This window comes from Vibrio marinisediminis (genome assembly GCF_014050145.1).
In the GTDB taxonomy this organism is placed as follows: Bacteria; Pseudomonadota; Gammaproteobacteria; order Enterobacterales; family Vibrionaceae; genus Vibrio; species Vibrio marinisediminis.
The window spans coordinates 120,128-142,325 of the sequence record NZ_JACFYF010000003.1 but is presented as its reverse complement, the minus strand read 5'-3'; the positions used below and the strand labels follow the sequence as shown (position 1 = coordinate 142,325).

19 protein-coding genes are annotated in these 22,198 nt (G+C 45.1%); 7 read left to right on the top strand and 12 right to left on the bottom strand.

The window, feature by feature from the left end:
* Positions 1 to 42: 42 nt before the first annotated feature.
* Genes pcnB through panC form a run of 4 tightly spaced genes read left to right on the top strand, consistent with a single transcriptional unit; the run spans position 43 to position 3,633 of the window.
* A complete protein-coding gene (gene pcnB, locus H2O73_RS07475; protein WP_182108178.1) occupies positions 43 to 1,419 on the top strand; it encodes a polynucleotide adenylyltransferase PcnB in 1,377 nt (458 codons plus the stop codon).
* Positions 1,416 to 1,901, top strand: coding sequence for a 2-amino-4-hydroxy-6-hydroxymethyldihydropteridine diphosphokinase (gene folK, locus H2O73_RS07470; protein WP_182108176.1), 486 nt, complete (start codon positions 1,416 to 1,418; stop codon positions 1,899 to 1,901). The genes pcnB and folK overlap by 4 nt, the downstream gene beginning before the upstream one ends.
* 23 nt (positions 1,902 to 1,924) lie before the next feature.
* Positions 1,925 to 2,719: a 3-methyl-2-oxobutanoate hydroxymethyltransferase gene (gene panB / locus H2O73_RS07465; RefSeq protein ID WP_182108174.1), complete on the top strand. Its 795-nt coding sequence runs from the start codon at positions 1,925 to 1,927 to the stop codon at positions 2,717 to 2,719.
* Positions 2,720 to 2,730: 11 nt separating this feature from the next.
* Positions 2,731 to 3,633: a pantoate--beta-alanine ligase gene (gene panC / locus H2O73_RS07460; RefSeq protein WP_182108172.1), complete on the top strand. Its 903-nt coding sequence runs from the start codon at positions 2,731 to 2,733 to the stop codon at positions 3,631 to 3,633.
* 77 nt (positions 3,634 to 3,710) lie between these two features.
* On the opposite strand, the gene H2O73_RS07455 is transcribed toward panC, so the two are convergent.
* The 3 genes from H2O73_RS07455 to H2O73_RS07445 all read right to left on the bottom strand — a co-directional run bounded on the left by H2O73_RS07455 (position 3,711) and on the right by H2O73_RS07445 (position 7,284).
* Positions 3,711 to 4,481, bottom strand: coding sequence for an ABC transporter permease (locus H2O73_RS07455; protein WP_182108170.1), 771 nt, complete (start codon positions 4,479 to 4,481; stop codon positions 3,711 to 3,713).
* Complete coding sequence (locus tag H2O73_RS07450; protein WP_182108168.1) at positions 4,481 to 5,407, bottom strand: ABC transporter ATP-binding protein; 927 nt, start codon at positions 5,405 to 5,407, stop codon at positions 4,481 to 4,483. The genes H2O73_RS07455 and H2O73_RS07450 overlap by 1 nt, the downstream gene beginning before the upstream one ends.
* 206 nt (positions 5,408 to 5,613) lie before the next feature.
* Entirely contained in the window at positions 5,614 to 7,284 is a 1,671-nt protein-coding gene (locus tag H2O73_RS07445) for a SulP family inorganic anion transporter (RefSeq protein ID WP_182108392.1), read from the bottom strand.
* A gap of 246 nt (positions 7,285 to 7,530) precedes the next feature.
* Here H2O73_RS07445 and can point away from each other — a divergent pair, with 246 nt between their 5' ends.
* Complete coding sequence (gene can, locus H2O73_RS07440; protein WP_182108166.1) at positions 7,531 to 8,199, top strand: carbonate dehydratase; 669 nt, start codon at positions 7,531 to 7,533, stop codon at positions 8,197 to 8,199.
* 59 nt (positions 8,200 to 8,258) lie between these two features.
* Here can and hpt read toward each other — a convergent pair whose 3' ends face one another.
* On the bottom strand, positions 8,259 to 8,789 hold the full coding sequence (gene hpt / locus H2O73_RS07435) for a hypoxanthine phosphoribosyltransferase (protein ID WP_182108164.1): 531 nt from the start codon (positions 8,787 to 8,789) through the stop codon (positions 8,259 to 8,261).
* Between the two features lie 401 nt (positions 8,790 to 9,190).
* Between hpt and H2O73_RS07430 the strand changes: the two genes are divergently transcribed.
* Positions 9,191 to 9,808 (top strand): LuxR/HapR/OpaR family quorum-sensing transcriptional regulator, encoded by a 618-nt coding sequence (locus H2O73_RS07430; protein ID WP_182108162.1) that lies wholly within the window; start codon positions 9,191 to 9,193, stop codon positions 9,806 to 9,808.
* Between the two features lie 101 nt (positions 9,809 to 9,909).
* On the opposite strand, the gene lpdA is transcribed toward H2O73_RS07430, so the two are convergent.
* The 7 genes from lpdA to xerD all read right to left on the bottom strand — a co-directional run bounded on the left by lpdA (position 9,910) and on the right by xerD (position 20,839).
* Entirely contained in the window at positions 9,910 to 11,340 is a 1,431-nt protein-coding gene (lpdA, locus tag H2O73_RS07425) for a dihydrolipoyl dehydrogenase (protein ID WP_182108160.1), read from the bottom strand.
* Positions 11,341 to 11,608: 268 nt separating this feature from the next.
* Positions 11,609 to 13,492 carry a pyruvate dehydrogenase complex dihydrolipoyllysine-residue acetyltransferase gene (aceF, locus tag H2O73_RS07420; RefSeq protein ID WP_182108158.1) on the bottom strand — a complete coding sequence of 628 codons (1,884 nt, stop codon included), beginning with the start codon at positions 13,490 to 13,492 and terminating at the stop codon, positions 11,609 to 11,611.
* A 30-nt stretch (positions 13,493 to 13,522) separates the two neighbouring features.
* On the bottom strand, positions 13,523 to 16,186 hold the full coding sequence (gene aceE / locus H2O73_RS07415; RefSeq protein WP_182108156.1) for a pyruvate dehydrogenase (acetyl-transferring), homodimeric type: 2,664 nt from the start codon (positions 16,184 to 16,186) through the stop codon (positions 13,523 to 13,525).
* A gap of 31 nt (positions 16,187 to 16,217) precedes the next feature.
* The gene (pdhR, locus tag H2O73_RS07410) at positions 16,218 to 16,982 is read right to left on the bottom strand and encodes a pyruvate dehydrogenase complex transcriptional repressor PdhR (protein WP_182108154.1); all 765 of its coding nucleotides are present in this window, start codon (positions 16,980 to 16,982) and stop codon (positions 16,218 to 16,220) included.
* A 398-nt stretch (positions 16,983 to 17,380) separates the two neighbouring features.
* On the bottom strand, positions 17,381 to 19,120 hold the full coding sequence (gene recJ / locus H2O73_RS07405; protein ID WP_182108152.1) for a single-stranded-DNA-specific exonuclease RecJ: 1,740 nt from the start codon (positions 19,118 to 19,120) through the stop codon (positions 17,381 to 17,383).
* A gap of 41 nt (positions 19,121 to 19,161) precedes the next feature.
* Complete coding sequence (dsbC, locus tag H2O73_RS07400) at positions 19,162 to 19,908, bottom strand: bifunctional protein-disulfide isomerase/oxidoreductase DsbC (protein WP_182108150.1); 747 nt, start codon at positions 19,906 to 19,908, stop codon at positions 19,162 to 19,164.
* Between the two features lie 34 nt (positions 19,909 to 19,942).
* Positions 19,943 to 20,839, bottom strand: a complete 897-nt coding sequence (xerD, locus tag H2O73_RS07395; protein WP_182108391.1) for a site-specific tyrosine recombinase XerD — start codon at positions 20,837 to 20,839, stop codon at positions 19,943 to 19,945.
* Between the two features lie 168 nt (positions 20,840 to 21,007).
* Here xerD and fldB point away from each other — a divergent pair, with 168 nt between their 5' ends.
* Positions 21,008 to 21,529 (top strand): flavodoxin FldB, encoded by a 522-nt coding sequence (fldB, locus tag H2O73_RS07390; protein ID WP_182108390.1) that lies wholly within the window; start codon positions 21,008 to 21,010, stop codon positions 21,527 to 21,529.
* A 52-nt stretch (positions 21,530 to 21,581) separates the two neighbouring features.
* Here the strand turns inward: fldB and ampD are convergent, their stop codons facing one another.
* A complete protein-coding gene (gene ampD / locus H2O73_RS07385; protein WP_182108142.1) occupies positions 21,582 to 22,127 on the bottom strand; it encodes a 1,6-anhydro-N-acetylmuramyl-L-alanine amidase AmpD in 546 nt (181 codons plus the stop codon).
* Between the last annotated feature and the right edge of the window lie 71 nt (positions 22,128 to 22,198).

Genomic DNA, 22,198 nt, shown 5'->3' with positions numbered 1-22,198 from the left:
GGAAGCATAGCCGGTTTAACGACCGCATTTTGCCAAAAGCACATGAATAGAAACGACTATACACCAAGCGAGCCAATCAGCTGTCCTGAGCTCGCTCTAAACATACTCACTCGTGAAGAGCACAATATTTCGCGTAAGCAAATCAGTGATAATGCACTGAAGGTGCTATACCGACTTAACGGTGCAGGCTTTGATGCTTATCTTGTAGGAGGCGGTGTACGCGACTTATTGCTTGGCCAAACCCCAAAAGATTTTGACATTGCGACGAACGCAACTCCGGAACAAATTCGTCAGCTATTTAAAAACTGCCGCCTAATCGGTCGCCGTTTTCGCTTAGCTCACATTATGTTTGGCCGCGACATTATTGAAGTTGCCACTTTCCGTGGTCACCATCAAGAGCCAAGTAAAAATGTCGCCATGCAATCGAAAGAAGGCATGCTGCTACGTGATAACGTTTACGGCACCATCGATGAAGATGCCGAACGTCGTGACTTCACCATTAATGCGATGTATTACAACATCGCCAATTATGCGATTCACGACTACGCGGGTGGCGTTGAAGATCTCGAAGATAAGCTGATCCGCCTAATTGGCGACCCAGACACACGTTACCGCGAAGATCCAGTACGTATGCTGCGTGCGATCCGTTTTGCGGTGAAACTCGACTTTGACATCGAGGAAGACACGGCTGCGCCTATCGAAGACCTTTCTCATTTATTGAAAGAAATTCCTGCCGCACGACTGTACGAAGAGTCGTTGAAAATGCTGCAAACAGGTCACGGTTTAGAAACTTACCACCTGATGCGTGAATACAACCTATTCCAACAACTTTTCCCTTCGGTATCTGAATTTTTCACCGACAGTTATGACTCAAAAGCTGAGCAAATGCTGGATTTAGTGCTGGACTCAACCGACATCCGCGTCGATGAAGGGAAGCGAATCAACCCTGCATTTATGTTTGCGGCGATGTTGTGGTACCCGCTACAAGCCAAAGCCGATGAATTGATGGAATCGCGCAACCTATGCCACTACGACGCGGTAATGGAAGCAAGTAACGACATTCTGGATGATCAAGTCCGCAGTATTGCTATCCCACGTCGTCACACTGCGACTATCCGTGAGATTTGGCAGTTGCAAATGCGCCTACCTCGCCGTAATGGCAAGCGTGCATTCCGCTTAATGGAACTGAATAAATTCCGTGCGGGATACGACTTCCTCGAAATGCGTGGCGAAATTGAAGGTGGTGAAACCGCACTACTGGCGAAATGGTGGAATACGTTCCAAAATGCGGGGCGTAACATGCGCCAAGCAATGGTGGCGGATCTCGATGATGCAACAGCATCAAAACCAAACACCCGTCGTCGTAAGAGCAACAACAGAAACAAGCGCAGTTTCCGTAAGAACAAAAGCGAATCATGATTACTGTCTACATCGCTGTCGGCAGTAATCTCGCCGATCCGGTAGCACAAGCGAACGTGGCCATTGATGCGCTTAAGCAGCTACCAAAATCAGAATTTATTCAGGCTTCAAAGCTGTACAGCAGTACACCAATGGGGCCTCAGAATCAGCCTGACTACATTAATGCTGTCGTGGCGATTCAAACCGAATTGACGCCTCTCGAATTACTCGATTGCACTCAAGCAATTGAGTTAGAACAGGGGCGCGTGCGTAAAGAAGAACGCTGGGGCCCAAGAACCTTAGATTTAGATATCCTACTTTACGGCAATGAAGTTATCGATTCCGAACGATTAATCGTCCCACATTATGGGATGCGTGATAGAGAGTTTGTTCTCTACCCGCTTTCGGAAATCGCACCACTTTTAACGCTCCCGGATGGGACAGAGCTATTGCAGTTGCTTAAACAAGTTGATCGCAATGGACTCAGTGTTTGGCAGTCGTAGCCAGATCCTAGTAAGGAACTAAAATGAAAAAAATTACCATCAACGACCTAATGAAGTGGAAACACGAAGGTCGCAAATTTGCCTCTTCTACTGCGTATGACGCAAGCTTTGCTCAACTATTTGAGCAACAAGAAATGCCTGTTCTTTTGGTGGGTGACTCACTAGGCATGGTATTACAAGGCGAATCAAGTACTTTACCTGTCACTGTTGACGAGATTGCTTACCATACGCGCTGTGTGCGCGCTGGTAGCCCAAATTGCCTATTAATGGCTGATATGCCATTTATGAGTTATGCGACGCCAGAGCAAGCCTGTGAGAACGCTGGTACGCTGATGCGAGCGGGTGCGAACATAGTCAAAATTGAAGGTGGCGACTGGTTAGTCGATACTGTAAAGATGTTGACTGAACGCGCTGTACCTGTTTGTGCACACTTAGGCTTAACTCCGCAATCAGTCAATATTTTTGGTGGTTTTAAAGTTCAAGGTCGTGAACAAGATAAAGCTGATCGCATGGTTCGTGACGCTTTGGCTCTACAAGAAGCGGGGGCACAAATTGTCTTACTTGAATGTGTACCGCAAGAGCTAGCCGCGCGTATTACTGAAGTACTGGATGTGCCTGTGATTGGTATCGGTACCGGTAATGTCACTGATGGCCAAATCCTAGTAATGCACGATATGTTCGGTATTGCGGCGAATTACATGCCAAAATTCTCGAAAAACTTCCTTGCAGAAACTGGCGATATGCGCAGTGCAGTAACAAAATACATTCAAGATGTGGAAACTGGCGCTTTCCCTGACGAAGCTCATACGATTGCCTAAAGGGGTAAATAATGCAGACATTTGCTGATATTTCAGCTCTTCGCGAGCAGATCAAACAGTATAAGCGTGAAGGTCGTAAAATCGCTTTCGTCCCAACCATGGGTAACCTACATGAAGGTCACCTAACACTGGTACGCAAAGCTCGTGAACACGCTGATGTCGTTGTGGTAAGCATCTTTGTAAACCCAATGCAGTTTGAACGTGCCGACGACCTCAACAACTACCCTCGTACGCTAGAAGATGATTTGAACAAGCTAAATGGCGAAGGCGTAGAATTGGTGTTTACGCCAACACCTGAAACTATCTACCCTGAAGGATTAGATAAGCAAAGTTGTGTTGAGGTACCCGGTCTTTCAAACATGCTTGAGGGCGCTTCTCGTCCAGGGCACTTCCGTGGTGTGTCGACCATCGTCACTAAGCTGTTCAATATTGTTCAACCTGACGTTGCCTGCTTTGGCGAAAAAGATTTTCAACAACTCGCGATTATCCGCAAGATGGTTGAAGACTTAGCGATGGATGTTGAGATTGTTGGTGTGCCAACAGTTCGTGAAATGGACAGCTTAGCGATGAGCTCACGTAATGGTCTATTGACGATTGATGAACGTCAGCGTGCGCCCGTGTTGGCTCGTACTATGCGTTGGATAAGCAGTGCGATGCGTGGTGGGCGTGATGACTACGCTTCTATCATTGAAGATGCTAGCGATCAGTTGCGCGCAGCTGGTTTACAGCCAGATGAGATCTTCATTCGCGATGCTCGTACGCTACTACCTGTTAGCATTGACACGACCCAAGCGGTGATTTTGATGTCGGCTTTCTTAGGCAAAGCTCGTCTTATCGATAACCAAACGGTTGATATGAACGCAGACAGCAAAGAAGAAGCCACGAACGAAGATAGCTCAGAAGAGAGCAACTAAATCGCGGTTATATCATGTTAGATGAGATAGCGAAGTAGAAAGCAAAAGGGTTGGCATCATGCCAACCCTTTTTCATGTTATGAACGTAAACCTATACCTTTAGTCACCAGGTAATGGGCAATGCTGTACAGCGCGACAACAAACACTGTCAGTACTGCAAACGAGGTACCAATCCCCACATCTGACACGCCTAAGAAGCCATAACGGAATGCATTAACCATATAGACGATCGGGTTGATTTTCGAGACACCTTGCCAGAACTCAGGCAATAGACTGATGGAATAGAATACCCCGCCAAGATACGTCAACGGTGTCAGAATAAAAGTCGGAATAATTGAAATATCATCAAATGTTCTGGCATAGACAGCATTGATTAAGCCCCCAAGAGAGAAAACGACCGACGTCATAAAGACCGTGGCAATAATGATCCCCCAATGCTCAACTTGCAGATCAACAAACAGTAACGAAACGAAAGTCACGATGGTACCAACCAATAAACCACGTACCACCCCGCCCATTACAAAGCCTAAGATAATGACGTAGTTTGGTACGGGCGCAACCAGCAGCTCTTCTATATTTCGTTGGAATTTGGCACTAAAAAAGGAAGAAGCCACATTAGAATACGAGTTGGTGATCACCGACATCATGATCAAACCCGGCACGATATATTCCATATAACTAAAGCCCCCCATCTCGCCAATTCTCGAGCCAATCAAACTGCCGAAAATAATAAAATAGAGAGTCATGGTGATCGCTGGCGGTACCAGAGTTTGCACCCAAATACGAGTGAAGCGATTAACCTCTTTAGTCAATAAGCTAACAAAAGCGGTCCAATACAGTTGGTACATTAACTTTCACCTCGTGCTTGTTGTTGAACAATGCTCACAAATAGCTCTTCCAAACGGTTAGCTTTATTACGCATAGACATGACTTGAATACCTTGCTCGGTTAATTGGCTAAATACATGATTCAGCCCTTGAGTCTTCTCAACCTCGATCTCAAGTGAACCATTCACCAATCGCTGAGAAACCACGCCATCTAGTGGCGGCAATTCACCTTCACCGGCAATATCTAAAATAAAGGTTTCCACATGCAATTTAGACAGCAGTGATTTCATCGAGGTATTTTCAATCAGCTCACCACGGTTAATGATGCCGATATTACGACATAACATTTCCGCTTCTTCTAGATAGTGAGTGGTTAAAATGATGGTGATGCCTTGCTGTTGGTTGATCTCTTTTAAGAAATCCCACATTGAACGACGCAGTTCAATATCAACCCCGGCAGTAGGTTCATCAAGGATCAGCAAATGAGGCTCATGCATCAAGGCGCGCGCTATCATCAAACGGCGCTTCATCCCACCAGACAAGTTGCGAGCGCGCTCTTTGCGCTTCTCCCACAAATCGAGTTTGGTTAGATACTTTTGTGCACGCTCTTTTGCTAACGTTTTAGATACCCCGTAATAGCCCGCTTGCTGCATCACAATCTGCTCAACGGTTTCAAACTGGTTAAAATTGAACTCTTGCGGCACTAAACCAAGATTTTGTTTCGCCAGTTCAAGATCCGTATCAATATCAAAGCCAAAAACTTTTACATTACCGGACGTTTTATTGACCAGTGAAGATATCACGCCAATGGTGGTCGATTTACCCGCGCCATTTGGTCCAAGCAGTGCGTAAAAGTCCCCTTTTTCAACATTAAGACTTATTCCTTTCAAAGCCTCAAAGCCACCTGCGTAGGTTTTACGCAACTGGTCAATTTCTAATGCGTACATAAATTCTCGTTATTTTTTATTACTATATTGCCACTAAACAGTCGCTGACTTGCTCACTTTTAAATTAGTTTATCGTCGAGTGACGATGATTACAATTAAACCTTTCGGTTTTTTTCGAAATATAATCTTTTACAAAACCAAACCGCACCTATAAAAAAGCGCCGCGAGTTAATCACCCGCAGCGCCAATTTCATCTTCTCAATCCGTTAGATTGAATAGTTTTGGTACTCCTCACCATCCACCTGCTTAATGGCGGCACGCAGTGCTTCATAGCGGAAAGAGTAGGTGTTCTCGATCGGAACCAAGTCCAAAATGTGGAATTTCTCTAATTGTTGCCAAATCTGTTTATTCGGACATAGCAGATAAACGGCGCACTTGGCATCGAGCGCATCGTTAATGGCATTTTCCAACGCCAAGCCTACAGTGACGTCTATCATTGGCACATCGGTCAAATCCAAAATCATCGCCTCGTAATCGGCAATACTGGAATGCTGGCGAGAAATCGCTTTTGAAACACTAAAAATCATCGGTCCGGATAGATAGAAAAACAGCACTTTGCCATTGGCTTTATCCAACAGCGCACGCTCACTTTCGGTAAGCGGCACATCATCTTCATCCGCATCACTGATCGCCTTCACTTGGCGTGCTTGCTCTCGGCTTAAACGTTCAATGATAATGATATTGGAAATAAACACCCCTAATCCCACCGCGGCAATCAAGTCAACAAACACCGTCAACATCATTACCCCATACATAATCGCCATGCCCTGCACGCTGACTTTGTGCGCACGTTGGATAAAGCTCCAATCGAGGATATTAAAACCAACGTAAACGGCAATACCCGCCAACACGGCCATGGGAATTGGTTCGGTTAAGCCACCAGCGACCAATACCACCAAAGCCAGCATTAACGCACGAACCACCCCTGATAGCGGTGAACGAGCTCCAACTTGAATATTGGTTACCGTACCCATCGTCGCGCCCGCCCCTGGCAGTGCGCCAAATAAACCGGAGATCATGTTGGCTAAACCTTGCCCGCGCAGTTCTTTGTCTGAATCATGCTCTTTTCGAGTCAAGGAGTCACCAATAACCGCCGTTAACAAAGTATCAATACAACCGAGTGTGCCTAGCACTAGAGCATCAATCACCATAGTCGTAAACATTTCTGAATTGATATGCGGTATAACTAACGAAGGTAAGCCTGCTGGGATTTCACCAATTCGGCGAATCGAATCCGTGTCAAATAAGATCACTGACAATAGCGTCACTGCCACCAAGGCAACGAGCTGAGCGGGAACATATTTTTGATAATGCTTAGGAAAGAAAAACAAAATACCCAGTGTCAGCGCACCAAGAAGCAGTTCACTAAACTGAATGTTCTCAATGAGCTCAGGAAGCGCAGAGAGTGTCCCCATTACACCACCAGAGGGGGCGGCATGCCCTAATAATGGTGAAATCTGTAAGATAATTAAGATGACGCCAATCCCCGACATAAAGCCAGAAATCACACTGTAAGGCATTAAGGTGACGTATTTACCCAGTTTTAATGTACCGAGCAAGATCTGAAAAGCCCCCGCCATCATAACCACGGTAAAAGTCATCGCCATACCCGTTTCAGGGTACTTCGCCATCATACTGGTTAACACCGCCGTCATGATCACCGTCATCGGACCGGTCGGCTCTGAAATAAGTGTTGAAGAACCACCAAAAAGAGCGGCAAATAGACCGACCATGATGGCGCCCCAAAGACCCGCTTCGGCTCCAGCCCCAGAGGCAACACCAAATGCTAACGCTAGTGGTAACGATATTATCGCGGTAGTGACACCACCAAAGAGATCCCCTTTAAGGCTGATGTCTTTAAAACGCTCTCCGAACAACATATTGCTCCCTGTAATATGCGAAAAGTTTTTCTCACTGTAACAAATGTATTGAGTCAGTTAGAAGTGTTAACTAACCGCAATGGCAACTTTAAAGCGAAACGGCAAACCATTTCGCCGCAAAGTCTAAGCATTTCAGTACTTGAACTCGTCAGATGAGTCACCTAAAGCTAATTTTTTGGAAGATTGCATTTGTAACATTGTGTATATTGTCACCAAGAAATATTAGGGATACGAGTGTCAAACATGCCGGAAATTAAACAGTTATTTAAAAATAACTCAAAGTGGTCAGAGTCAATTCGCTCTGAAACGCCTGAGTACTTCACCAAGCTAGAAGAAGGGCAAAATCCGGGATTCCTGTGGATAGGTTGTTCTGATAGCCGAGTTCCTGCCGAGCGTTTAACTGGTTTGCACTCAGGTGAACTTTTTGTCCACCGTAATGTTGCTAACCAAGTTATTCATACCGACCTCAACTGTTTATCTGTTGTTCAGTACGCCGTCGATGTACTTAAAATCAAACACATCATTGTATGTGGGCATTATGGCTGTGGTGGGGTTAACGCCGCGATTGATAACCCTCAACTTGGTCTTATTAACAACTGGTTACTGCACATTCGTGATCTTTACTTCAAACACCGTACCTACCTAGATAGCATGCCCGTCGAAGATCGCGCAGACAAACTTGGTGAAATCAACGTTGCCGAACAGGTATACAACTTAGGCAACTCAACCATTATGCAAAACGCATGGGAGCGCGGGCAAGACGTTGAAATTCATGGCGTGGTGTATGGCATTGCCGATGGTAAACTGGAGTATCTCGGGGTGCGTTCATGTTCAAGAGATTCTGTTGATGCCTCTTACAAAAAGGCAATGGAAACGATTTTAAACCCTGAACAAAAATTGCTGTGTCGCTAAACTGAAAAAGACAAACTAAAACGCCCGCATTTGCGGGCGTTTTTACATCTGATTTTAGATTAATCGAGAGGAACGACTCGACCAATGTAAGGAAGATGGCGGTACTTCTGCGCGTAATCAATACCCACACCGACAACAAACTCATCCGGGATTTCGAAACCAATCCATTTAACTGGCACATCAACTTCGCGACGAGATGGCTTATCAAGCAAGGTACAGATTTCAATCGACTTTGGCTCACGCAAAGAGAGGATCTCGCGCACTTTATTCAATGTGTTACCCGTATCAATAATATCTTCAACCAGTAGTACATCTTTGCCTTTTATGTCGTCATCCAAATCCTTCAAAATACGTACATCGCGAGAGCTTTGCATGGTATTACCGTAACTAGACGCTGTCATAAAATCGACTTGATGAATCAAATCAATACTACGCGCTAAATCTGCCATAAAGACAAATGAGCCACGTAACAGCCCCACCATCACTAAATCTTCACTACCTTGATAGTGTTCGGTGATTTGCTTGCCTAGTTCACGTACACGTTCCTGAACTTCCTGCTCAGAAATCATTACTTCTACTATGTGTTTCATACCATTCTCGTTTGTCGTTTCAGCGTCTAAATAATAGTAGTTCAGGTGCTGACAAATAAAATTTTTGAGCGCGTAGTTTAGCATTCCCGTCAGTAGAGGAAAAACCTTAACCAATGAGATTTCATTCTAACCAGTTAAACAATATGACCTCTCGCACGTTACTAACAAAAGTGATTATTAAATATACTGAATTTATTGACCACACGCATATGCACCATTACACTCATCAACGCAATATCAAATTAAAAAAATAATTATTAGGGCAAAGCCCAATTAACCTCGAAATCGCTCCCACACTTGTCTTGTACTGTTCTTACCCTGTGAGCCGTCTAGGTAAAAACAATAGCCAAGTATTTTCGAGCGCATGGAAGGTATCAACTCTATTGGCAAGGAATAAAATTATGGACTCAATAGCAAAAAGACCTCGAACTCGTCTTTCGCCCAAAAAGCGTAAACAGCAACTGATGGATATCTCTCTTGAGGTATTTGCACGCCGAGGAATCGGTCGCGGTGGTCATGCCGATATCGCTGAAATCGCGCAAGTTTCAGTCGCCACGGTCTTTAACTACTTCCCGACTCGTGAAGACTTAGTTGATGATGTACTGAACTACGTTGTACGCCAATTCTCTAACTTTCTGTCAGACAATATTGACCTTGATCTGCATGCAAAAGAGAACTTAGAAAATATCACCGGCGCAATGTTGGATCTTATTGCTGAAGATAGCCACTGGCTAAAAGTATGGTTTGAGTGGAGTGCCTCCACTCGTGATGAGGTTTGGCCGCTATTTGTGAGCACTAACCGCACTAACCAACTATTAGTGAAGAACATGTTCATTAAGGCAATGGAGCGTGGTGAGGTTTGTAATGATCATGATGCTGCCGATCTAGCAACACTGTTCCATGGCATCTGCTATTCACTATTTGTGCAAGCGAACCGTAACCAAGATCGCAGTGATTTAGTCAGATTAGCGAACAGTTATTTGAACATGCTGTGCATCTACAAAACCGAAGAGCACTAAACTTACACATTCAATCAGAGCTCTGCCGATAAACATCGGAGTGTAGGAACAAAAAAACCGCTGTATAACAGCGGTTTTTTATTATCTGCGATTAAGAAAAATTACTTTTTCTTCTTCACTGCTTTTTTGTTTGGCAGGTCAGTGATTGAACCTTCAAATACTTCAGCAGCTAGACCAACAGACTCGTGTAGCGTTGGGTGAGCATGGATAGTCAATGCGATATCTTCTGCATCACAACCCATCTCGATCGCTAGACCGATTTCACCTAGTAGCTCACCACCGTTAGTACCAACGATAGCACCACCGATAACACGGTGAGTCTCTTTATCAAAGATCAGCTTCGTCATACCGTCAGCGCAGTCAGAAGCGATTGCACGACCAGAGGCTGCCCATGGGAATGTCGCAACTTCGTATTTAATGCCTTCTGCTTTCGCTTCTTTCTCAGTCTTACCTACCCAAGCGACTTCTGGCTCAGTGTAAGCAATTGAAGGAATCACTTTAGGGTCAAAGTAGTGCTTCTTACCAGAGATAACTTCAGCCGCTACGTGACCTTCATGCACACCTTTGTGAGCAAGCATTGGTTGACCAACGATGTCGCCGATTGCAAAGATATGTGGAACGTTAGAACGCATTTGCTTATCTACGTTGATAAAGCCACGCTCATCCACTTCAATGCCGGCTTTTTCAGCATCAAGCAATAGACCGTTTGGTACACGACCGATAGCAACGAGTACAGCATCATAACGCTCAGCTTCTGCTGGCGCTTTCTTGCCTTCCATTGAAACGTAGATACCATCTTCTTTCGCTTCAACCGCTGTTACTTTCGTTTCTAGCATCAAGTTGAATTTCTTCTCAATGCGCTTAGTAAATACTTTAACGATATCTTTATCCGCTGCTGGGATAACTTGGTCGAACATTTCAACCACATCAACTTTCGAACCTAGTGAGTGGTAAACTGTACCCATCTCTAGACCGATGATACCGCCACCCATGATAAGCAGTTTTTCAGGAACTTCTTTAAGCTCAAGTGCGTCAGTTGAATCCCAAATACGTGGATCTTCATGTGGGATAAATGGCAGTTTAATTGGACGAGAACCTGCCGCTACGATTGCGTTGTCAAAGTTCACAACGGTTGTTTCGCCTTCACCTGTCACTTCGATCGAGTTAGGACCAGTGAACTTACCGAAACCATTTACCACAGTAACGTCACGCATTTTCGCCATACCAGCGAGACCGCCAGTAAGCTGAGTCACTACTTTTTCTTTCCAGATGCGGATCTTGCTGATGTCAGTTTGAGGCTCACCAAACACAACACCATGCTCTGCCATCGCTTTCGCTTCTTCGATGACTTTCGATACGTGCAGTAGTGCTTTTGATGGGATACAACCTACGTTAAGACATACACCACCAAGAGTGCTGTAACGCTCAACTAATACAGTCTCAAGACCTAGGTCTGCACAACGGAATGCAGCAGAGTAACCAGCAGGACCAGAACCAAGTACAACAACTTGGGCTTTAATTTCTTTGCTCATTTTGACCTCTTTTAGTCATTATCCCTAACAGGCTAAGTGGGTATTGATGTTATGTGTTCAAACTTTATTTTTGGTTTTAAACCGCTTTTCAGACCGTCAATAGTTTACAGAGATGTTAACGATGTGAAAAGTAAATCAATTTAGCCTGTGAGCTAGACAGCAATTCGACTGTAGATATACCTGCGTTTGCTAGGTAAACAGTCCAATTTTTGGGTAATAATGTTAATTGAGGCGGCAATAATGCCGCCTCTCATTCGTCTTGTCTAAATTACAGAACGAGACGACGGATATCTGATAGCGCGCTGTTTAGGTAAGTAATGAAACGCGCACCTTCTGCACCATCAATCACACGGTGATCGTATGATAGTGATAGCGGAAGTTGTAGACGCGGTTCAAATTCTTTACCGTTCCAAACTGGCTTCATTTCAGACTTAGATACACCAAGGATACCCACTTCTGGTGCATTTACGATAGGCGTAAATGCAGTACCACCAATGCCACCTAGGCTAGAGATAGTGAAACAGCCACCTTGCATATCAGCCGCAGTTAGCTTACCAGAACGTGCTTTCTTAGACACAACCATTAGCTCTTCAGAAAGCTCGTAAATGCCTTTTTTGTTCACGTCTTTAAATACAGGAACAACCAGACCGTTTGGCGTATCAACGGCAATACCTACGTTCACGTATTTCTTCAGAATGATGCTTTCGCCATCTTCAGAAATTGAAGAGTTAAATGCAGGGAATGCTTCTAGCGCTTTCGCTACCGCTTTCATGATGAACACAAGTGGCGTGATCTTCATGCCTGTGTCGTTCTTCGCTTCGATAGCATTTTGTTCTTTACGGAATGCTTCTAGCTCAGTGATATCAGCATTATCCCACTGTGTAACGTGCGGGATCATTACCCAGTTACGGTGCAGGTTAGCGCCTGAAATCTTCTTGATCTTAGAAAGAGGCTTAACTTCAGTCTCACCAAACTTGCTGAAGTCCACTTTTGGCCATGGAAGTAGACCAAGCGCGCTGCCATCGCCTTTGCCAGCTGCCGCAGCACCAGACTCTAGACGCTTTAGTGCATCTTTAACGTAAGACTGTACGTCTTCTTTAAGGATACGGCTCTTACGACCAGTACCTTTAACCTTCGCAAGGTTTACGCCAAATTCACGAGCTAGACGACGAACCACAGGAGATGCGTGTGCGTAATCACCGTTCTCTTGGAAATCACCGGCTGGAGCCGCTGACGCTTCAGCTTTTGGTGCTGGAGCCGCTGCTGCCGCTTGTGCTGGAGCTGCTTGAGCAACTGGAGCCGCTGCCGGAGCTGCACCTGCCACTTCAAACACCATGATTAACGAGCCAGTCGTTACTTTATCGCCCGCTGCAATCTTGATTTCTTTGATCGTACCAGCAAATGGTGCAGGAACTTCCATTGAAGCCTTGTCGCCTTCCACAGTAATTAGAGATTGCTCTTCTTCTACTGTATCGCCAACAGCAACCATGATTTCAGTTACTTCAACTTCGTCGCCACCGATATCAGGTACGTGCACGTCTTTCGCTGCAGAGGCTGCTGGAGCCGCTGCTACTGGTGCCGCTGCTGGAGCTGCAGGTGCTGAGCCCGCTGCCGCGCCAACTTCAAAGATCATCACTAGAGAGCCAGTTGATACTGAGTCGCCGACTGCGATTTTGATCTCTTTTAGCGTACCTGCAAATGGAGCTGGTACTTCCATAGAAGCTTTGTCACCTTCAACTGTCAGAAGAGACTGCTCTTCTTCAATTGAGTCACCAACCGCTACCATGATTTCTGTTACTTCTACTTCATCACCACCAATATCTGGTACGTGAACTTCTTTCAATTCTACTGCCGCTGCTGCCGCAGGTGCTGCTACTGGAGCTGCTTCTACTGCTGGAGCAGGTGCAGCTTGAGCTGCACCCTCGGCTTCGAAAATCATAATTAGAGAACCAGTAGAAACCGAATCGCCAACAGCGATTTTGATCTCTTTAACGATACCCGCTTGAGAAGCCGGTACTTCCATAGAAGCTTTATCGCCTTCAACTGTGATTAGAGACTGCTCTTCTTCAACCTTGTCGCCAACGCTTACAAGAATCTCAGTAACTTCAACCTCATCCGCACCGATGTCTGGTACATTAATTTCGATTGCCATTGCTTATCTACCTTTTAATTAAGCGTTGTGTTATGCGTATTGTGGGTTGGTTTTTTCAGTGTCGATGTTGAATTTCTTGATTGCTTCAACAACCACAGATTTCTCAATATCACCACGTTTTACAAGCTCAGTTAGAGCTGCAACTACCACGTAACCTGCGTTCACTTCAAAGTGACGACGTAGGTTTTCACGGCTGTCTGAACGACCGAAGCCATCAGTACCCAACACTTTGTAAGATTCAGCTGGAACGAATGCACGTACTTGTTCAGCGTAGTTCTTCATGTAGTCAGTCGCTGCGATTGCAGGCTCAATACCGAGAACTGTCGTGATGTACGGTACTTTTGCTTCCGCTTCAGGGTGTAGCATGTTGTCACGCTCTACAGCTTGACCATCACGAGTAAGCTCGTTGAATGACGTCACAGAGAATACGTCAGATGCTACGCCATACTCATCGCTAAGGATTTGAGCCGCTTTACGTACTTCGTTCATGATAGTACCTGAACTTAGTAGCTGTACTTTCGACTTGTCACCAGCGTAAGACTCAAGCTTGTAGATACCTTTACGAATACCTTCTTCAGCGCCTTCTGGCATTGCTGGCATTGCGTAGTTTTCGTTCATTACTGTTAGGTAGTAGTAAACGTTCTCTTGGCTTTCACCGTACATGCGACGGATACCGTCTTGCATGATAACCGCTAGCTCGTAAGCAAACGTTGGATCGTAAGAGATACAGTTAGGTACTGTGTTCGCCATAATGTGTGAGTGGCCATCTTCGTGTTGCAGACCTTCACCATTTAGCGTTGTACGACCAGCCGTTGCACCCAATAGGAAGCCGCGTGCTTGTTGGTCACCTGCTAGCCATGCCATGTCACCAATACGTTGGAAACCAAACATTGAGTAGTAGATGTAGAATGGGATCATTGGTAGATCGTTGGTGCTGTATGATGTTGCCGCAGCTACCCAAGATGCCATTGAGCCTAGCTCATTGATACCTTCTTGTAGAACTTGACCAGACGTTGCTTCTTTGTAGTAAGAGACTACGCCGCGATCTTCAGGTGTGTATTCTTGACCGTGTGGGTTGTAGATACCAACCTGACGGAATAGACCTTCCATACCGAATGTACGCGCTTCATCACAGATGATTGGTACGATGTTCTTACCAATGTTCTTGTTCTTTAGAAGAATATTTAGTGTACGTACATAAGCCATAGTGGTTGAGATTTCACGTTTTTGCTCACCAAGTAGCGGCGCAAACTCTTCTAGCTCAGGTACTTTAAATTCTTGAGTGAATTTAGGCAGACGCGCAGGTGTATAGCCGTGTAGCGCTTTACGACGAGCGTGCATGTATTCGTACTCAGGCGTGCCTTCTTCTAATTTCAAGTATGGAAGCTCTTTGATCTTCTCATCTGAAAGAATGTCTTGTAGACCTAGGCGATCACGTAGGTGCTGAACATGTGTCATGTCCATTTTCTTCACACCGTGCGCGATGTTTTTACCTTCTGCAGCATCACCCATACCGTAACCTTTTACTGTTTTCGCTAGGATTACAGTTGGTTTACCGTTGGTTTCTTTTGCGTTGTTGAACGCTGCAAACAGTTTAGATGAATCATGACCACCACGCTTAAGAGCGAAGATTTCGTCATCAGTCATATCAGCAACAAGGGCTGCTGTTTCTGGGTACTTACCAAAGAAGTGCTCACGTACATACGCGCCATCTTTCGATTTAAATGTCTGGTAGTCACCGTCGATAGTTTCGTTCATTAGCTGAAGAAGCTTACCTGTGGTGTCTTTAGCAAGAAGTGAATCCCAGTTGCTACCCCAGATAACTTTAACAACATTCCAACCTGCGCCTTTAAATAGACCTTCAAGCTCTTGGATGATGCTACCGTTACCCATAACAGGACCATCTAGGCGCTGTAGGTTACAGTTGATAAGGAAACATAGGTTGTCTAGCTTCTCACGCGCAGCGAAAGAAATAGCACCACGTGATTCTGGCTCATCCATCTCACCGTCACCTAGGAAGGCATAAACACGTTGAGCTGATGTATCTTTCATGCCACGACCTTCAAGGTATTTCAGGAAGCGTGCTTGATAGATAGCCGAAATTGGACCTAGACCCATAGATACAGTTGGGAACTGCCAGAATTCAGGCATCAATTTAGGGTGAGGGTATGAAGGAATACCTTTACCATCCACTTCTTGACGGAAGTTATCTAGCTGTTCTTCAGTTAGACGACCTTCAACGAATGCGCGAGAGTAGATACCAGGAGAGATATGACCTTGGTAGTAAACCAAGTCACCACCGTCCGTCTCATTTGGAGCACGGAAGAAGTGGTTAAAACATACTTCGTAGAATGCAGCGGCTGACTGGTAAGAAGCCATATGACCACCAAGGTCTAGGTCTTTCTTAGATGCACGCAGTACAATCATGATTGCGTTCCAGCGAATGATCGAGCGAATACGACGCTCTAGCGTGGTATCACCAGGGTAAGCTGGCTCTTGTGCTGCTGGAATTGAGTTGATGTAGTTAGTGTTGATGCCTGTTGGCATATCAACGCCATCTAGACGCGCTTTATCTAGAACTTGCTCTAGTAGGTACTGAGCACGTTCTACACCTTCTTCACGTACAACTGACTCAAGAGCTTGAAGCCAATCTTGAGTTTCCAGTGCATCTACGTCATGCTTCATATCAGACATGGCGATCTATCCTTCTATTGGTTGGATCTACTTATTCGTTACTCTGCTGAATTCGTCTTAAAGAGCGCTCTCTTCGAGACTCCTCTTTAGTCAAGTCCAACAATGTTTCTTCAATATAAGCCAAATGTGAATGTGACATTTCACGTGCCTTTTCAGGCTGCCCAGAAACAATCGCGTCCACGATGTTAGCTCTATGTTTACTTACTTTTTCCACCACTTCTTGTCGGCGATGCAGTAATTTTAAATTCTGTAATATGTTTTGCTCTAGCAGAGGGGCAAGGCTACGGACGATGTGCAATAAAACCACATTGTGAGCGGCTTCAGTCAATGCAATCAAAAACTGCATCACTGCCACAGCTTCCGCCTCCACATCTTGCTTCTCTTGCTCTGCACTAATTATTTCAAGTGCCGCTTGAATTCGAGCAAAATCTTCATCAGTACCACGCAAGGCTGCAAAGTACGCCGAAATACCTTCCATCGCATGGCGCGACTCCAGTAAATCAAGCTGCGTTTCAGAGTGGCTAGACAATAAATTTAGCAGAGGATCAGAAAAACTCTGCCAAATGGACTCGCTAACAAATGTCCCACCGCCTTGACGACGGGTAAGAAGACGTTTTGCTTCTAAACGCTGAATAGCTTCACGAATCGAAGGACGAGAAACATCGAACTGCTTTGCGAGTTCTCGCTCTGGTGGCAATTGCTGCCCCGGAGACAATGTTCCTTCTACAATCAACCTTTCTAGCTCTTGTTCAATCACATCTGAGAGCTTTGGCTGACGAATCCTTTGATAAGCCATAGTTATACTGTTTTCTCTCTGCAGTTAATTGGTAATACCAATTTTTGATGGAGTAGAAATTAACATAATTGGCACGTAAGTTCCAGCCAAAAGTTGACCTAAATCATAGAACGGATGTTAACAATACAAATATTTAACATTAGTTAATAGATACGGCAAAGATATTGGTCTTACCAATTACAAAATATAAACAGAAGGGAATAAAACGTGCTAGCGGTCACGTTAAATCTGGTAAGTTTTATAGAAAAATGAATAAATGTTGAAAAATATACAGTTATTTTGGAAAGAAAAGTAATGGTGACATTGCTATAAAAAGCCATATCAATGGTTTGATTTCTGGGGTTTATTTATAAAATTCAACACTCTAGATAAATTTAGAGTGTTGAACCTGAGGGGAATTACTTGGCTTCAATACAGTCAATCAACAACTGCAAAGATTGATTACCGCGAAATTCGTTAATATCCAGTTTATAGGCTAGATGAACGGTTTTAACTGAGGCATCAGGCCAGCGGCGGAGATCGACATTAAACGCGATACCGTCAATCATGATGTTAGTCGGGTGACCTTTAAAAAGCGGTTCCAACATTAATTTGAGGTGTTTCTCTCCAACCAATTTTTGATGCAATACTTTAAATTCACCATCAAAAACAGGTTCTGGGAAAGCTTGCCCCCAAGGACCACCAGCGCGGAGCATTTGCGCCACATGCATCGAAAACTCTTCTGGTTTTAAATCGCCATCAGACAATACAACGCCTTTCAATGCCGCATCATCAAGCTCCGTTTTAACGACTTGGTCGAACAACTGAGCAAAGCGTTCAAAGTTTTTTTCTTCAATAGAAAGGCCCGCCGCCATCGCATGCCCACCGAACTTGATAATTAACCCAGGGTTTTGGGTATCAATACGGTCCAGCGCATCGCGCATATGCAAACCAGGAATCGAGCGACAAGAACCTTTAATGGTTCCTTCGCCGCCATCAGCGAAGGCGATGACAGGACGATGGAACTTCTCTTTAATGCGCGACGCAAGAATACCAATCACTCCTTGGTGCCAATCGCGTTGGAATAAAACCAAACCATGTGGCAGCTTTGCGTTTTCGCCAAACTGAAGCCGTTCACAAAAAGCCATCGCCTCTTGTTTCATCCCCTCTTCAATCTCTTTGCGCGTTTGGTTTAAGCCGTCCAACTCACTCGCCATTCGGCGTGCAGCGTGAATATTATTACTCAGCAGTAATTCGACACCAAAAGACATGTCATCTAATCGACCCGCCGCGTTAATGCGAGGTCCTAGAGCAAAACCAAAATCAGAAGCAACCAATCGGCTGGCGTCTTTTTTTGCCACTTCAATCAGTGCTTGTATTCCCGGCCTTGCGTGCCCCGCGCGAATACGTTGTAACCCTTGATGAACTAGAATTCGATTGTTCTCATCAAGCGGAACTACGTCAGCCACCGTGCCAAGTGCAACCAAATCAATCAGCTCCATTAGCTTAGGTTCCGCAACTCCGTGCTGTTTGAACCACCCAAGGTTTCGCATATGAACGCAAAGCGCCATCATCAGATAAAATGCAACACCTACCCCTGCTAATGCTTTAGACGGAAATGCACACTCTTGCAGATTTGGATTCACCATGGCATCGGCTTCAGGCAAGGTGGAACCTGGCAAGTGGTGGTCAGTAACTACGACTTGTAGCCCTTTCTGCTTGGCGTAGCGAACACCTTCAATCGAAGAGACGCCATTATCCACCGTCATGATCATCTGCGCGCCGAGTTCAATGGCTTGATCGACCACTTCAGGGCTTAGACCGTAGCCATCTTCAAAGCGGTTGGGTACCAAGTAATCAACATTTTGGCTACCCAACATACGCAGTGCGAGCACCGAAAGCGCGGAACTGGTGGCGCCATCAGCATCAAAATCCCCCACCACAATAATGCGTTGGTTGGTTTTAATGGCGTCAAACATAAGCTCTACCGCCAATTGAATACCGTGCAATTTTTGGTATGAGTGCAACCCGCGAGCCCCCGTCTCAAGCTGCTCAACTGAAGTGATGCCCCTAGTGAGGTAAATACGCTTTAGTAACGGTGCAATGCTATCAGGTAGGAGTGACAGGTCTGGTTCGGGACGACGTTGAATTTCTATCATGGCAATATAAAAGTAGGCTCAATTGAGCCTACTTCCTTATGTTATTTCTGTTGTAAACGTTGCAGCAGTTGTTGTGGTGCAAGGTAACCGCCAACCATCTCACCATTAGGTAAGAAGATTGCTGGTGTGCCGCTAATACCAAGTTCGCGACCTAGCATGTATTGCTGTTTAATGGTCTCTTGGCATTGGGCAAAATTTTCGCCTTTGGCTGGGAATTTGCGGTTTACTTTACCATCATGCATCGCCGCTTGTTGGTCATCGGCACACCAAATTGACGCCATTTGATCAGCGACAGAGCCTACCGGTCCTTGGCGAGGAAATGCCAAGTAACGTACGGTGATACCCAAGTCATTATAGCCTTGCATCTCATTGTGTAATTTTACACAGTAACCACAGGTTATGTCGGTAAAGACCGTCACGACATACTTTTCATTGTCCGCTTTAAACTCAACCGTTGAGTCTTTCATCGCTTCAATTTTGGCGGCATTAATAGGTGCTTGGCGTTTAGCAAGTACATCTTGATAACCGCCATTTCCATCCAGTTTGTACAGTGAACCTGCAAGGAAATATTCACCATCGGGTGAAGCAAAGAGTACACCACCATTGGTTTTAACTTCCACCAAGCCTTTAATGTCAGCAGGCACAACATCCGTCACTTGCAAACCAAGCTTGGCAAATCGCTCTGCCAATTCCGCTTTGTTGAATTCACTATCAGTATTCGCACTTGCGAAAGAAGAGACTGCTAAAAGAGGCAGCGCAAGTAATGTCATTCGGCGTAATACGCTCATTCTATTCACCTTAAATAGTTTTCAAAGCAAGAGCTTACGCCCTTGGGTGGTGCTCGCTATGAAGCTGTTTCAATCGCTCAGTTGCGACATGAGTATAGATTTGTGTGGTCGACAAGTCACTATGTCCCAGTAACATCTGCACCACTCGGAGATCCGCCCCATAATTTAATAAATGCGTTGCAAATGCATGACGCAATACGTGAGGCGAGAGTAGCTCTGTATCAATCCCGGCAATCACAGCGTAATGCTTTATACGATGCCAAAAGGTTTGTCGTGTCATTTGGCGGGCACGTTTACTAGGAAAAACCACATCAGAGGTTTGTTGCCCAAGTAACTCAGACCGCCCTTGTTGGATAAAAGTTTCAATCCAATCTATTGCATTTTCACCCATAGGCACCAAGCGCTCTTTACCACCTTTACCCGTCACCCGCACCACCCCTTGTCGCAGGCTGACATTTTCCATGGTCAAACTCACCAATTCCGTCACACGTAAGCCCGTCGCATACAGCAACTCAAGCATCGCTTTATCGCGTAATTCGATCGGGTCGTTAGGGTCAGGCGCGTTAAGTAGATCATCCACTTGGGCTTCACTCAAATCTTTAGGCAAGCGCTTAGGAAGTTTAGGGCTAACGAGTAGCGCACTCGGGTCATCACTGCGTATCTTTTCACGATGAAGGTACTGAAATAGGCGTCGAATAGCAGACAGCATCCGCGCGCGTGATGTCTGCTTATAATCTTGATCAGCTAACCATGTTTGGTATTCGTGCAAACCAGACAAACTAATAAAATCAAGTCGATAGTTATGTACTTGCATCCACGTCAGCAGTTTTAACAGATCGGTACGATAAGATGACAAGGTATTTTCTGATAAACCTCGTTCCATCCACATCGCATCAAGGAACTGCTCGACAATACCATGATCTGGCGACATTACTTCTGACACAACAATTCTCTATATTTAGGCTAACTAACTCGCTTCACTGTAAATGCGTACAGCAAATATTGCCATAAAAAACTCAATTACAGTGGATATTCGCTGCAAAGCTCGCCATTTTATGGTTAGAATTCGCCAACCGCTCAACAACAAAGAAACACAATGATGAAAATCGGTCTATTTTATGGTTCAACCACTTGCTACACCGAAATGGCAGCAGAAAAGATGCGCGCCATCATTGGTGAAGAGTTGGTCGACATTCACAACGTGAAAGAAACACCGCTAGAAACAATGACACAGTACGACCTATTGCTGCTCGGTATCTCGACATGGGATTTCGGTGAAATCCAAGAAGACTGGCAAGCCATCTGGGACACCATCAACGGCGTGTCACTACAAGGAAAAACTGTGGCGCTGTTTGGTTTAGGCGATCAAGAAGGCTATGGCGAATGGTATTTAGATGCGATGGGTTTATTGCATGATGAAGTGAAACACGCCGGTGCAACTATTGTGGGCTATTGGCCAAACGACGAACAGTATGAGTTTGAAGCGTCAAAAGCACTCACTGAAGATGGCAGCATGTTTGTTGGCTTAGCCTTAGATGAAGACTCTCAATACGAGCTAAGTGATGAGCGCATCGCCACTTGGATAGAGCAAGTGCTAACGGAATATCATCAGTCATTGTAACGTTTTTCAGGGGATGGATTTCATCCCCTATCTGCTGCGCAACAATGTCCGCTTACTTATCGATCAGTCCTCGGTATTTTACCCAATCAAACACCAAACCTGGATCTGTTTTACGTAGCGGGGCAATGTATTGATGCCCTGTGATACGTGGCAAAGTAATGTCCGGATATTGCCCCATCAAAGCGTGTGTTAATCTTGCTAGCGATTGATACTGCGCTTCGGTGTAAGCGATAAAATCACTGCCTTCCATCTCAATTCCGATTGAGTAATCATTGCAACGTTCACGCCCCGCAAAGCTCGACGCACCCGCATGCCAAGCTCTATCTAAAAAAGAAACAAACTGCACGATTTCCCCACCTCGTCTGATAAGACAGTGCGCCGACACGCCCATTTTATGGATCACTTTGAAAAAGGGATGTTCATCAGGGTTGAGATTACCGAGAAAAAACTGCTCGATGTAAGGACCGCCAAACTTACCTGGGGGCAAACTGATGTTATGGATCACTAGCAATGAAATATCTTGTTTATCACTGCGCTGATCAAAAAATGGCGAAGGTACATGGCGAGCTTTTTGGTACCAACCTTTACTATCAATCATTTGCTCATTCTCATTTTCCATAACAAGTGTGCATTTTTAATCATTTGCTATCGAAATGCGAGATTAATGGC

What these genes read in the sequence shown, in the direction of transcription:
- fldB (WP_182108390.1), top strand. Translation starts at nt 21,008, where the DNA reads ATGAAAATCGGTCTATTTTATGGTTCAACCACTTGCTACACCGAAATG.
- recJ (WP_182108152.1), bottom strand. Translation starts at nt 19,120, where the DNA reads ATGATAGAAATTCAACGTCGTCCCGAACCAGACCTGTCACTCCTACCT.
- panC (WP_182108172.1), top strand. Translation starts at nt 2,731, where the DNA reads ATGCAGACATTTGCTGATATTTCAGCTCTTCGCGAGCAGATCAAACAG.
- aceF (WP_182108158.1), bottom strand. Translation starts at nt 13,492, where the DNA reads ATGGCAATCGAAATTAATGTACCAGACATCGGTGCGGATGAGGTTGAA.
- dsbC (WP_182108150.1), bottom strand. Translation starts at nt 19,908, where the DNA reads ATGAGCGTATTACGCCGAATGACATTACTTGCGCTGCCTCTTTTAGCA.
- aceE (WP_182108156.1), bottom strand. Translation starts at nt 16,186, where the DNA reads ATGTCTGATATGAAGCATGACGTAGATGCACTGGAAACTCAAGATTGG.
- can (WP_182108166.1), top strand. Translation starts at nt 7,531, where the DNA reads ATGCCGGAAATTAAACAGTTATTTAAAAATAACTCAAAGTGGTCAGAG.
- H2O73_RS07455 (WP_182108170.1), bottom strand. Translation starts at nt 4,481, where the DNA reads ATGTACCAACTGTATTGGACCGCTTTTGTTAGCTTATTGACTAAAGAG.
- pcnB (WP_182108178.1), top strand. Translation starts at nt 43, where the DNA reads ATGAATAGAAACGACTATACACCAAGCGAGCCAATCAGCTGTCCTGAG.
- xerD (WP_182108391.1), bottom strand. Translation starts at nt 20,839, where the DNA reads ATGTCGCCAGATCATGGTATTGTCGAGCAGTTCCTTGATGCGATGTGG.
- hpt (WP_182108164.1), bottom strand. Translation starts at nt 8,789, where the DNA reads ATGAAACACATAGTAGAAGTAATGATTTCTGAGCAGGAAGTTCAGGAA.
- H2O73_RS07430 (WP_182108162.1), top strand. Translation starts at nt 9,191, where the DNA reads ATGGACTCAATAGCAAAAAGACCTCGAACTCGTCTTTCGCCCAAAAAG.
- ampD (WP_182108142.1), bottom strand. Translation starts at nt 22,127, where the DNA reads ATGATTGATAGTAAAGGTTGGTACCAAAAAGCTCGCCATGTACCTTCG.
- panB (WP_182108174.1), top strand. Translation starts at nt 1,925, where the DNA reads ATGAAAAAAATTACCATCAACGACCTAATGAAGTGGAAACACGAAGGT.
- H2O73_RS07450 (WP_182108168.1), bottom strand. Translation starts at nt 5,407, where the DNA reads ATGTACGCATTAGAAATTGACCAGTTGCGTAAAACCTACGCAGGTGGC.
- lpdA (WP_182108160.1), bottom strand. Translation starts at nt 11,340, where the DNA reads ATGAGCAAAGAAATTAAAGCCCAAGTTGTTGTACTTGGTTCTGGTCCT.
- folK (WP_182108176.1), top strand. Translation starts at nt 1,416, where the DNA reads ATGATTACTGTCTACATCGCTGTCGGCAGTAATCTCGCCGATCCGGTA.
- pdhR (WP_182108154.1), bottom strand. Translation starts at nt 16,982, where the DNA reads ATGGCTTATCAAAGGATTCGTCAGCCAAAGCTCTCAGATGTGATTGAA.